Annotated in this window: 9 protein-coding genes; 6 read left to right on the top strand and 3 right to left on the bottom strand. The window is 33.0% G+C overall.

What is annotated here, in order from left to right; all coding sequences use genetic code 11:
- Positions 1 to 140 precede the first annotated feature (140 nt).
- A complete protein-coding gene (locus P3F56_RS09205; protein ID WP_281152564.1) occupies positions 141 to 1037 on the top strand; it encodes an ABC transporter permease in 897 nt (298 codons plus the stop codon).
- Between the two features lie 54 nt (positions 1038 to 1091).
- Positions 1092 to 1439 (top strand): hypothetical protein, encoded by a 348-nt coding sequence (locus P3F56_RS09210; protein ID WP_281152565.1) that lies wholly within the window; start codon positions 1092 to 1094, stop codon positions 1437 to 1439.
- An 889-nt stretch (positions 1440 to 2328) separates the two neighbouring features.
- Here the strand turns inward: P3F56_RS09210 and P3F56_RS09215 are convergent.
- Positions 2329 to 3669 carry a TldD/PmbA family protein gene (locus P3F56_RS09215; RefSeq protein ID WP_281152566.1) on the bottom strand — a complete coding sequence of 447 codons (1341 nt, stop codon included), beginning with the start codon at positions 3667 to 3669 and terminating at the stop codon, positions 2329 to 2331.
- Positions 3670 to 4403: 734 nt separating this feature from the next.
- Between P3F56_RS09215 and P3F56_RS09220 the strand changes: the two genes are divergently transcribed.
- The 4 genes from P3F56_RS09220 (at position 4404) to P3F56_RS09235 (ending at position 8089) form a co-directional block, all read left to right on the top strand.
- On the top strand, positions 4404 to 5759 hold the full coding sequence (locus tag P3F56_RS09220; protein WP_405054751.1) for a DUF2079 domain-containing protein: 1356 nt from the start codon (positions 4404 to 4406) through the stop codon (positions 5757 to 5759).
- 1066 nt (positions 5760 to 6825) lie between these two features.
- On the top strand, positions 6826 to 7146 hold the full coding sequence (locus tag P3F56_RS09225) for a DsrE family protein (RefSeq protein WP_281152568.1): 321 nt from the start codon (positions 6826 to 6828) through the stop codon (positions 7144 to 7146).
- A 77-nt stretch (positions 7147 to 7223) separates the two neighbouring features.
- Positions 7224 to 7634 carry a DsrE/DsrF/TusD sulfur relay family protein gene (locus P3F56_RS09230; protein ID WP_281153789.1) on the top strand — a complete coding sequence of 137 codons (411 nt, stop codon included), beginning with the start codon at positions 7224 to 7226 and terminating at the stop codon, positions 7632 to 7634.
- A 74-nt stretch (positions 7635 to 7708) separates the two neighbouring features.
- Positions 7709 to 8089 (top strand): hypothetical protein, encoded by a 381-nt coding sequence (locus P3F56_RS09235; RefSeq protein ID WP_281152569.1) that lies wholly within the window; start codon positions 7709 to 7711, stop codon positions 8087 to 8089.
- Between the two features lie 388 nt (positions 8090 to 8477).
- Here P3F56_RS09235 and P3F56_RS09240 read toward each other — a convergent pair whose 3' ends face one another.
- A complete protein-coding gene (locus P3F56_RS09240) occupies positions 8478 to 9692 on the bottom strand; it encodes a DUF790 family protein (protein WP_281152570.1) in 1215 nt (404 codons plus the stop codon).
- Between the two features lie 1715 nt (positions 9693 to 11407).
- The gene (locus P3F56_RS09245) at positions 11408 to 12337 is read right to left on the bottom strand and encodes a LysR family transcriptional regulator (RefSeq protein WP_281152571.1); all 930 of its coding nucleotides are present in this window, start codon (positions 12335 to 12337) and stop codon (positions 11408 to 11410) included.
- Between the last annotated feature and the right edge of the window lie 121 nt (positions 12338 to 12458).

Below are 12458 nucleotides of genomic sequence, written 5' to 3' on the forward strand. Positions count from 1 at the left end.
ATTACTCATCTTGGATTTAAGTTCTACTTTTTTACTAAGACGGAAAATAAACAAGAAAAAATGGGTTAATTTAGTTTTTAAGTACAAATTTATGTCAGCATGCCAATTTTTAGATATTGTGATCAGGGAGGAATAACCACATGAGTCAAACTATGACCCCTTCTAAGGCCAAGTCTGCTTTATCTCCGAAAAAACAAGAAATAAGCTCTATAGATGAAGATGGAAATATTTTTAGTGAATTTATTCAAGAAACCTTTGCTATGACAAAGCGTCTGTTCATCCAACTGCAACGTCGTCCATCGACCTTGATTGCTGGTATTATTCAACCGTTTATGTGGTTAGTTTTATTCGGCGCACTATTTTACAATGCTCCTCAAGGGTTATTTGGAGAAGAGCTTAATTACGCTAAGTTTCTTGCTCCTGGTATTATAGTTTTTACTGCTTTTTCAGGCGCATTGAATGCGGGGTTACCCGTGATGTTTGACAGAGAATTTGGTTTTCTCAATCGTTTATTAGTTGCCCCATTAGCTTCTCGTTATTCGATTGTAGCCGCTTCTACCATCTATATAGTTGTTTTGAGTTTAATTCAAACGGCAGTCATTGTGGGAGCTAGTGCCATTTTAGGGGCTAGTTTGCCAAGCTTAGTTGGGTTAGGTACAATCTCCCTAATTGTCTTTTCTATCGTCTTAGGAGTAACGGGATTAAGTTTGGGACTAGCTTTTGCTTTACCAGGTCATATTGAATTAATCGCAGTAATTTTCGTAACGAATTTGCCTTTATTATTTGCAAGTACCGCTTTAGCTCCTTTATCATTCATGGCGAAATGGCTACAAATTATCGTCAGTTTGAATCCCCTTACTTATGCCATTGAAACGATTCGTTATATATACCTCAATGAAGATTGGTCTTTGAATAGTTTAGTCCTACAAACGCCTTGGGCGGACCTAAGTTTTGGATTGGTTTTATTTTTATTGTTAGCCTTTAATGCGTTAATATTAGTAGCAATTCAACCTTTGTTGCGTCGCCGTTTCGCTTAGGGTAGTTTCAATTTGAAATGTTTAATGTTTGGTTGTACGTAGAAGTGAGTCTTAATGATGTCTATTAACCTGCCTTTGAGACAATTATTTTGTATTTTAATTAGTAGTTTAGGAACAGTGGGCGGAATTCCTCAGATAATATTAGCCCAGTCTGTTGATGTTATTAATGAGGAAAATAATTATCAAAATAACGAACAAGATCCTGCTGGGGAACTTGGTAACATTTTTAATCCAATGGATCTAATGCACCGTTCTAATTTACAACGAAGTCGTAACGCCGGTGACTTTGCTGAGGATACGAATAATAATCTCAATAAAGCGGCTCAAGAATTTAAGCTAATCCAACAAAGAAGATTACAACAAGAATCCTCTGAGCCTTTTTCTAATTCGACCAGTAATTAACTTTGGCCCTTCTAGAGTAGCTGTGACAAAACCATAATAAATGACTCCAAAAAATTGTTTTTGATAGATATCAGGTTTTTGGGGTTATGGAACATAGTCGTAATAAGAGTGTTGGAAGTCATTAGCTGCCGATTTATCATGATCGGTCTAGGAGAGCCTTATCTCAATTCTACTAAACCAGTCATGTAAAGTCTTCATATTAATGTTCTGAAAGCCTTAATGTGGAAATTGTTCGAATTTTTAACAGTTTGCTGGTTGTTAAAATTATTGCCAAAATTCCTAAGATTGGTTCAATACAAAAAGAAGTTAGTACAAAATTTTAGCTTATAACCAATGTTTTAATACTAATTAGATAGTACCAAAAAACATCCACACCTATAAAATCTCATAACAAACATCTCGATTGTAGATGGAGACTTTTCTCGTGTCAACGTGAGTTTGACTAAATTCAAAACACAGTTATTATTCTCAATATTTAAAACAAAATCTGACGAGGTTGACAATCATCTGATATCTGAGTGATGGCAACTGCTAATAATTAAGATTGCAATTGTTGTTGAAAATAGCCTAAAACAAGGTTAGTTTATCTTGTGACCCTAAATCAAGAAAAAGTTTTTTAGGTAACTAGGTGTAAGCCATCAGTTGAGTAAAAAAGTAAACAAAACAATTCCAAAATACTGCGATTATTCTAATGTGAAATCTAAGAAATATTTTCAAGAGTCGTTGACCGTTTCAATCACAGAACGTTTAGGAAATAAGATTCTATTACTAGGTTTAACTAGCACCCACAATCTTCCTTTTAACTATAATTCCGGAGAGTAAACTCTCCCTCATCAGATTCAATGAATGTTTTATCTATAAACTGTCTCTTATGGCAAAGACCAATTAATTACTCTCCAGTAACAGATAATTCATTAATCCAAACTCGCGGACAAATTCCCCCGGGAAGAACTTCTGCTTCAGACTCAATATAAATGATTGACTTTAATACATCTTGTATATCCCCAGCTACGGTTGCCGCATCAATACTGGTTAATTCTCCTCTATTGACTAACCAACCATCAAAGGGTAGAGAAAATGAGCCCTGTAAGGAATTAACTCCCGCATGAAGTGCCTGTAAACGATCAATTAAAATAACTCCATCTGATTCTTCTAAACTCAATTTTTGGGCATATTTTTCCGAAGCAAAAACATGATAAAAATGAGAGCTAACTGTAACTTTTGAGCCAATATTTGCATGACCTGTTGGTTTTGCGTTCATTCGTTTTGCGGTTCCAGCACTGTGCAACAAACCCGATAGTATTCCATTAATAATTAATTCTACACGACGAGTGGGAGTTCCTTCTCCGTCAAAAGTTTCTTTTACAACATTAAAAGGATGAAGGGCATCATCACATAGACATAAAAGAGGGGAAGCAATTTCTGTTCCCAAAGAATCTTGGGTAGAAAGACTTTGGTTATCTAAAATATTTTGAGCATTAAAGATATTAGAAAAAGCATCAATCAAGCTTAAAAATGAGGTAGGAGAAAAAACAATTCGATATTTTCCTGATGGAATAGACTTATAATTTATGTGACTAATTGTCTTTTTAATCACTTCTTTTAAACAGCCGTCAATGTCTAACTCTGGTAAGCTATGAGCAATTTTAACTGAACTAGCCCCTCGCGGTTTTTTACCTTCCTCTTCAGTGCGACTGTAGAGGTAAATAGATGAATAAGACCCTTCTTCTTGGCGAAGGGCTCCTTCACTGTTAAGATAAAACCGCGCTCTAATTTCTTGAGATAAGCCATTGTAGGGAACTCCGATAATAGCTTGGTGTGCTTCTAAAAGATTTTTTTCGGCCTTGATTAAAGTATCGACAAGAGTAGGAACAGGTGCATGATTCACCGAATTATGGGATAACCCGGCAATAAGGTTTTTAGCTTCTGGACTGAATTCAGGAGTATTGTCTTCACTGCCAAATGCACTCGCTTCTTTAGCTGTTTCTAAGGCTAATTTGATGCCTTCGTCGTCTAAATCTGTAGTAGTTGTCACTCCAACTGTTTTCCTTTTATTCCACACACGAACAATAACGCTCGATCGGTTTGATGCTTGGACTTGTTTTGGTTCACCGCTATCAATCTCAACACTGGTCTCGTCGATAGATAAACCATAAATGTCATATCTATCAATTTTCAATTCTTTAGCACTTAATTTGGCACAATCGGCAATTTTTTTTATATTCAGCATATTGAGGGTTATCAAGGATTGTTAATATATTTATCTATATAATATATAGAGAGTTAACATACTTTACGCACATGCAGGAAGTACATTTTCCCGGACTTGTGTATAAGAATTACTCAATCATTCGTACTGCCTAAGTATCTCTACTCTCGTGGCAGTCAAACATAGATACAAGTGTTTTTAGTCGTCTAGTTAGTTTATCAGTTTAAGGAATGTTCTCCGCTACTGTTTACTTCCAATTTTGGCTGACTCAAGTCATCGGAAACTCCGTTACTTTCCTAGCTGTTTCTCCCATATTTCTGCGATCAGAGGTTTTTAGTTTTAACTTTTCCAGACGCTTTGTTTTGTTTTTATTAACCACGTTGCAATGAGCGTGGTATAATCACTGTGCGTGATTATACCACAAAATCTCCCTACAAGGTAGAGGTTTTAGCACCCTTTTAAAGAAGATAAAGTGAGCATTTTAGAGAAAAATAGCTTTTATTCTTAACCAAAAAAATCTTTATAAGTATTATCGGCTAGTTGTATTTAAAGCGGGCTAGTATTATCTACTTTGCCAATCCATGACCAATGGCTAAAGAATTCTGATATAGTAATTTTGTCTTTGCTTGCTAATTGTGGTGTGTTGTGTGTTGATAATAAACATAGTTTATTATCAAATAATTATTCTTATTTTCGGCAGAGGAAGAATTATAGAAATGACCCAGAAAAACTTTAATTACCATTCTGTAATAATTATGATCATAGTGAGCACTTTAGTTTTATTAACTTGTAGTAGCTTAAGACATATTTTATTTCAATCTACTGCTTATGATTTAGCGATTTTTGATAATGGTATTTATTTAATTAGTCAGGGAAAAACTCCTTTTGTTTCCTTACGAGGTATACATATATTAGGAGATCACGCTGCATTTATTCTTTATGCAATTGCTGGATTATATAAGATTTACCCTAGTGTTTATTGGTTATTTGGATTACAAGCAATTGCCCTTTCTTTGGGAGCATTACCAGTCTGGCAATTGGCAAGATACGCAAATTTAAACTCAAACTTAGCAACAGTTATCGCGGCTTCTTATCTTCTCTATCCCCTAATTTTTAACCTAAATTTATTTGATTTTCACCCCGAAACATTGACATTACCTGCTTTTTTTTGGGCATTACTAGCTGCAAAAAGAAATAACACTTTTGCGTTTAGCTTAGCACTAATTTTTATTTTAAGTTGTCGGGATGCTTTATCTTTAACTGTAACAGCAATGGGAGTTTGGCTGATATTAGGAGAAAGAAAAATAAAGTTTGGGGTAATTTCTTTAGGTGTAGGAATAGTTTGGTTTGTTTTAGCCACTAAAGTAATTATTCCTCAATTTAGTGGAGAACAGGTAGCTGCTGTTGCTAGATATAGTTTTTTAGGAGTGTCTTTACAGGAGATTGTTTTTAATCTTTTTTTTCAACCACAAGTTGTTCTAAATCATCTCTTTACTTTAAATAACTTAGAATATTTATTGTTGCTTTTGTGTCCTTTAATTTGGGGACTATTTCCTAAATATTTTGCTCCATTAATCGGTGCTTTTCCTATTTTATTTTTAAATCTATTAACTGAAAATAAAGAACAAAAAGACTTATTACACCAATATTCTCTTCCAATTTTACCTTTTTTAATTCTAGTAGTGATTGCAACTTTAAGTGCGGGACAAGGATGGTTACAAAGACCTAAATATATTATTTTATGGTCATTAGTTACTTTTTTTGCTTTAGCTAAAGTTGGCTATTTTACCTCTCGTTATCTTGAATCTATAGATACTTGGTCAGCAACAAGAGAAGCGTTAACCCAGGTAACAAAAGACGGTAATGTGTTAACCTCAGCTAATATTGCCCCCCATGTTACCCATCGGACTAAAATTGAATTAGCAATTGAAGGTTCACAAGAGATTAATCTTCAACAATTTGACGATATATTGTTAAATAAACGTCATCCAGGTTGGAATAGTTCACCAGAATTAGTTGATACTCTAATAGGAAGAATTGAACAAATTCCCGATTTTAAATTAATCTATGAAAAAAAACAAGTCTATCTGTTTGGACGCATCTCATCTTAATAAAATTAATTATGGATGGATATGCATTTGTATTAGAAGTAACTAAACACCTCAATTTCTGCATAATTACTAGCTGGATTGCATTTCCAGTATGTTTGTAAGTAGGCGGACCTAAAGAAATATAAATCTAAAAAAAAAATAGATTTATATTTCTTTAGATCATTAGAATTAGATTTATATTTCTTTAGTAATTTTTTTATAAAAGCTTATTTAATAAGTACTTTATCTATCTACCTTAGCTAAATTGTATTTATTGTATTTATCTTCAAATATTCTTCTGGCAATTTCACGAGCTTTTATTTTACGCTATTCCTCTCCTATTAGAGTTAGCTATAGACTACAAAGTCAGTATAAAGTATATATATTATTTTTTGATTTCTATTGTTTAAGTTTAGTTTAAACTAAATTGCTTATATGTATTAAGTACATGTCAATAATAATTAACGGATCCATCTTTTTATTTTTATAGTATTTTTTAACTCTATTTGCTTTTTATAAGAAATTTATATTTTTTCTTTTTAAGCTATTTATTCATAAAATTTAATTGGAACTTTTATTCGGTTTATGTATTTTAATAGTATTAAGTATAATTTATTTTTTTACTATTTTTATAAACTTTGATCTCTTTTTTAAGGCTTTACATACTTAGATATTTATTGACCATAAAAACTATTATATCTTTCTTGACCATTTTTTTGCTCATTTAAAATATTTACTATATTTTTATTTTTATTTATTAGCTAAAAACACTTTTTATCAGCAATTAATACTATGTGCATTTTCTATTTTTTAGTATTATTATTAAATAATAAATATACTTTCGTTGTTATTTCGAAGGTTTTTCATTATTAAGAATTAATTATCATGGTACTTACTCTTCTAATTTTATTAGTTAGATTTTAAGCTTGGTATACAATAAAACCCCTTTTTTAACTACTTTTCTGTCTTAGGCTTCTTTAAGCCCACCCACTTACTGTTAAAGAAAGCCTTAAATTTAGTCTGATAGCATCAGATTTAAACCTATTGTTAGATATAGTCAAAAACAATAGTCTTTCAATAAAGGTCCATGGGTCAATATTTTTTAATCGAGTCAAAAAGTCCTTTCGAGTCTACAGAAGTTACACACGATTATCAATTGGCATCTGATCTAGCTAAGTCAGGACACGAAGTGACTTTATTTTTAGTAGAAAATGGTGTACTAGCCACCCGTTCAACTATTATTCCCCCTGAACTAGCCAACCTCAATTCAGTTAAAGTCTTGGCAGATAGATTTTCCCTCGAAGAAAGAGGAATTGAGCCTTCTGAAGTGAATCCTGGTATTCAAGTTTCTACCATATCTTCAGTAGCTGATGCTATGGGACAAGGACAAAAAACCTTGTGGTTATAAATCAAGTCAAGGGTCTAGACGCGATAGCCTATGACCAAAAATTACCTACTGATTACTGTTTATTAGTAACTAAAAAAATGAGTACAACAACCCTTACATTTCTCTTAATGGATGCGCCATTTGAACAAGCGAGAACAACCACAGCTTTTCGGCTGATGGATGCCGCCTTAGAAAAAGGTTATAATGTTAATGTTTTCGCTTATGAAGGAGCAGTTTCCTTAGCCTTTTCTCACCAGAGACCTCACGCTAATAGTATTCATGGGCGTACTTTCGAAGAAGAAAATCATCCATTAACTAAAGATTGGGTGGCAGCGATGCAAGCCAAAGCAAAAGATAAGGGCTGTCAATTTGATTGGATTAATTGTGGTCTTTGTGTTGATGAAAGAGGTGTACAAGAAGCGATTGAAGGGTGTCGTCGCGGCGGACCTCAAGATTTTTTGCAATGGGCGACCGAGTCTACATCAACATTAGTTATTGGCACAAAATAAGCTAAAACCTATTCAAAGTAAGTTTTAGTAAGGTAAGGGATAAAAGGATTCTGAATCTTTAAGGAGCATTAAGTATGAAAGCATTACAAATTATTGAATCAGCTTATCGTTGTATCGTTGAAGAACAAGATGATCCGGTTATTTGGATAGTTCAAGTTTTAAAGACAGCCGGTGGCGAAGTCGATATTTTGTTACGAGGAAATGCCGTTAATTATGCCGTTAGTGGCCAAGGGAATGATGGGTTTACTTTAGGTTCTTGGCAACAAACTTGTCCAGCCAAAGTCGATCAAGATTTACAACAAGCTCTTGATAGCGGGTTAAAAGTGTATGCAATCGCAGAAGATATTGCCCAAAGAGGTATTCCTCAAACAAAATTACTTAGTGGAATTGAAAAATTGTCTCGTCGGGATTTACCTAATTTGTTTGAACAATATAAACAAGTTTGGCGTTGGTGATTCAGTAATTAACACGCGCTTGACGGAAACTATAACTTCTATTTTGCTCTCATAATAAGCTAAGTTCTTTGTTTTGATCAAATTTACCTAATTAATTAGGGTCTGCAGGGTCTGCTGGAAAAACATGAAATCTTTTTTCTTTCCTAAAGACCCTTTCTTTTTAGCAAATCCTGTACTTAGGGTTCTAGTTTATCAACTAGACTTCCCTTATTGCACAATATCAAAAAAATATTTATTATAAATAATATCTAAAGAAGAACTAAATCACTTATACTGTTTTCTAACACGTTACAAATATTCCTGAAAACCGAAGCGATAATATAGCTGGACTAAATTTTGGTACTTTTTAAAATGAAATAGCTCTATATAGATGGGGTGATTCATTAAGTCATTCTAATAAATTTAAGATGGCTTTGGGGTTTAGCTTATCTTTAAACCAAACAATCCTCGTGGGAGTATCTGTGAATTTAACCCCTGCTTTTTCTAGATTCAATCGTTCAGAGATAGCTAGAATTAGATTATCTACACCGGAATTTTGGACTTGATAAAATTTCTTTTGTAAATATTCTTGTCGCCAATACCCAACAATTTCTAATAGGAAATCTCGCCCATCGGGATGCACTAAACGAAAGTCTGGAATCATCACACTCCCACGTAAAGGAATTAAATCCACTTCTCTTTCTAGTCGCCATTGGGGTTTCAATTTTTCCCATCGTTTGGCGAAGGATTCTTCCAACATACTATCATAAGTTTTTTCTTTAGGATAATGACTAACTAAACCACAGCAATCATCCAAACTAAAATGACTAGTTTTAATTTTTCCGGTATAACTATCTTTAATTTGTAATTTAGTTTCGAGACTCCATTTACTAACATGGAGTAGAGCCGGAATCATTTTAGCTAAGGCTAACCCATAACGGGTACTAGCTTTAAATAGACTTGTCGGTCCATCCATCATAATGGTAAATCCTGTGTCTGCATCTCCTTCGATATAAGCCATTAATTGAAATAATTTAAGATAACGAAATAGCAATTTATATTCCCCTGGATCATTGCGATAAGCATTAATTCTAATGTGACTAGAACGATAGAAAATTCCTTGAACTTGTGATAAATTATAACGATGAATTAATTCTTCTGAAGTGGGAGACCCAAAATCAGTTAAGATACGATTTTCTTGTAAGTCTGCATAGAGTCCCCGTTCAATTTCACTAGGTAAGATCTCTCGATTTAATTCATCACTTAATAGACTGGCAATGTTATCTAACAGATAGGAACGGTTAGCGGGAATAGGGAGAGATTCTGCAGCGCGACTAAATACCAGTTGTCGTAGTTGTTCTGGTTCGAGGGGACTAACAATTTCAAAAGTTGAAAAATTATTTTTTAACAGATGGGCCAACCCTCGTTTAACCCGATAATTTAAATCATCTCCTTCTAGAATTAGAAGGAGATGATTTAGTTGTTCTTGAGTACTTCCTAGATTATCTTGAAAACAATCAATTTGTTCAGAAGCTAGGGTTAGCGCGTCACAATCTAAAGGGAGTTTTTTAGGCAAAATAGACTCGCCACTATAACGATAAATTAATAAATCAGAAGGCAACATAATATTCAATATGTGTTTAATAACAACATATAATTGTTACACAGTCATTGATAAATAAATCATAAATTATGCATTTTTTACTTAAAACCCTAATAAAACCTATACTAGTAAATATCCCCTATTAACCCCTAAAGTAGCACTTCGATAGTTATTATGGTTGATATCAGCAAGGAAGTCTATTGCAGACTAGATAGGGGAGTGTTCATTAGTTACAAAAAGCCTTAGTAAGGATACTCCAATAACTATTTGCTTTGGTACAACCCGGTATGAAGTTATAAAAATTCGAATACTATAAAAAGGCTGTTGTCAGCTACCAAAAGGTTCAACAGAAGAATTACTCAGAATGGTGCGATCAAGACTTTATTTATCTTGAAAGGTTACAAGAATACAATAAAGCCCTCAATTGTTTGAATCAACCTGTTAAACATTGTTCTAACGAATATTGAGAGTAGTTCCGTATGAAAAGCTTTAGGGATTAAACTGTATTATTATTGGGTATGGTGTCGTCAAAGGCAAATTGAAGAATAATTAAACTATCTCTATGAAGAAATTAACTTTTATCAAAAAGATATGAATACTGCACTCAAAGATGACTATCTTGATAAGAACAAGTCTGTTATAAAGTTTTACCAAATTATCCATATAAAGCTATTATTTATCTTTGCCTAATTTTAAGCTAAAAAAGTTTACCAATCTAGTTCATAGTTATGACGAAATATCTACCTCGATTTATGCTCTCCATTTTTTATTCTTAAATTTAGTTAAAATTACAAAACCTGTTAAGATAAGTCATATGCTTTCTAAAAAGAATAGCTCAATTTTATGAAGTTTTTAGTAACCTGCCAGAGCAAGTTATGGATGAACAGATGTATTATTATTATGTATAATAATACAAGTGACTATAAAATTAATCGTCGTCAATTTCAGATATATTTAATTGAAAAATTACTGAATTTAGTTCAGGTTTAAAACAGCAGTAAACCTAATTAATGTTAATTCTAAAATCAGAAAAAGCGCTTTCTATTTAGCTCAAAAATTCAAAGCAAATTAGATTGAAATTCTCCTATCTCCTGTGTAAGCTACTAGAGCTGATAAAAAAATAAAAATTGATAGAAATAGTTAATTTCTAGATAGCTAGTACTTCTGTTTAAGATGATAATTTTGACCTAGTGTAGTTTCTTGAAAATTGCGAACATATACTCAATAAAACTAAATGGCTTAATAAATGTTATCGAGTTCTTAGAGCAGGAGTGATTTTAATTTTAGCAACTTGGAATCATCGTCCTATTAATTCTTTGTAAGAGACTTAACTCTTCTTTTAATTTATTTAAACATTGATTGTGTTTGACCTAACAAAAATTAATTCTGAGATAGATTGACTTTTTTTTACAATACAAATCTATATTAAAATTAATTATATAGTCTAATCTTATTAGACAATAGTTACTTTTAAACCTATCTTGATAACAAGTGAAACTATTCCTATCTCATTAAATATCTAATCATAAGTAATGATGAGTATTTTAAAATTTATAATCTTATCGATTAAATTGAGTGGAGTATTTGATGTCATATGTGCAAAACGAGTGAAGACATTAAGTCTAGCATAATCCAACTTAAATACAAAACCAGCTAAAACATCGTCTATCTAAATGGGTATGGCTTTTGAAACACCTATTATTTGTAATCAGACTATGTCTTTTTTACGTTAAATCTCAAACTTTTGCTAAAAGATTAACAGGAGGAACAGAAAATTTTGTGCTCTCTTGAAGTAGATAGTCTAAAAACGCTTGAGCTACTACTGATAGTTGTTTACTCTCCCAATATGCTACATACCAACGACGTTTGATCGGAAAATGTTCTACATCAAGTATAGTCAGTTCGCTATCCTTTCCCTCAGAAATCAGCGTATGTTGAGAAAGAATAGAAATCCCTAAGTTACCTGCAATTGCCTGCTTAATCGCCTCATTACTTCCTAATTCTAGGCGTACTTCAACAGATACACCGTGTTGATAGAACAGCTTTTGTATTGCCTGTCGAGTACCTGATCCTGATTCACGCATGATGAAGACTTCACCATCAAGATTGGTGATAGGAATGTTCTGTTTTCCAGCTAATGGATGGTTTCTAGGAGCAATCACCACTAAAGGATTATCAAGAAAGGGTTGAGTTGATAATCCCATGCCATCAGGGGGTTCACTTACAACATACAAATCATCTCGGTTTTCCATTATAAGTTCCTGGATATGTTGATGATTGGTGACATTTAAAGAGATATCAATGCCAGGATATTGTTGACAAAACGTACCTAAAATTCGAGGAACAAAGTATTTTGCTGTGGTAATAACCGCTAATCTTAATTGTCCCCGTCGGGTTCCTTTTAAATCCGCTACTTTCATCTCAAAATTTTCTAACTTTCCAAAGATATCCTGACAGGTTTGAAGTAATTCTTTTCCAGCTTCAGTTAGATAAAGACGTTTACCAATTTGTTCAAACAACGGTAGACCGATAACTTTTGTTAGTTGTTTAATTTGGCTTGATACTGTAGGCTGAGTAATTAATAATTCTTCTGCTGCACGGGTAAAGCTTCCATGACGGGCCATAGTCTGAAAAACTTTTAACTGATGTAGAGTGGCTTGAATCAATGGGCATTTCCTCTAATTTAAGATTTTGAGTCTGCTGAAGTATTAAGTCATTTGCTCAAATCATAGATTAATTCTAATGGTTTTTCAAGTTTAATTTAGCTGACTTCTATAGTGATTATCA

This window comes from cyanobacterium endosymbiont of Epithemia clementina EcSB (genome assembly GCF_029919255.1).
In the GTDB taxonomy this organism is placed as follows: Bacteria; Cyanobacteriota; Cyanobacteriia; order Cyanobacteriales; family Microcystaceae; genus Rippkaea.

Excerpts from the sequence above, each read along its gene's own strand:
- P3F56_RS09205 (WP_281152564.1), top strand. The coding sequence starts at position 141 with ATGAGTCAAACTATGACCCCTTCTAAGGCCAAGTCTGCTTTATCTCCG.
- P3F56_RS09210 (WP_281152565.1), top strand. The coding sequence starts at position 1,092 with ATGATGTCTATTAACCTGCCTTTGAGACAATTATTTTGTATTTTAATT.
- P3F56_RS09215 (WP_281152566.1), bottom strand. The coding sequence starts at position 3,669 with ATGCTGAATATAAAAAAAATTGCCGATTGTGCCAAATTAAGTGCTAAA.
- P3F56_RS09220 (WP_405054751.1), top strand. The coding sequence starts at position 4,404 with ATGATCATAGTGAGCACTTTAGTTTTATTAACTTGTAGTAGCTTAAGA.
- P3F56_RS09225 (WP_281152568.1), top strand. The coding sequence starts at position 6,826 with ATGGGTCAATATTTTTTAATCGAGTCAAAAAGTCCTTTCGAGTCTACA.
- P3F56_RS09230 (WP_281153789.1), top strand. The coding sequence starts at position 7,224 with ATGAGTACAACAACCCTTACATTTCTCTTAATGGATGCGCCATTTGAA.
- P3F56_RS09235 (WP_281152569.1), top strand. The coding sequence starts at position 7,709 with ATGAAAGCATTACAAATTATTGAATCAGCTTATCGTTGTATCGTTGAA.
- P3F56_RS09240 (WP_281152570.1), bottom strand. The coding sequence starts at position 9,692 with ATGTTGCCTTCTGATTTATTAATTTATCGTTATAGTGGCGAGTCTATT.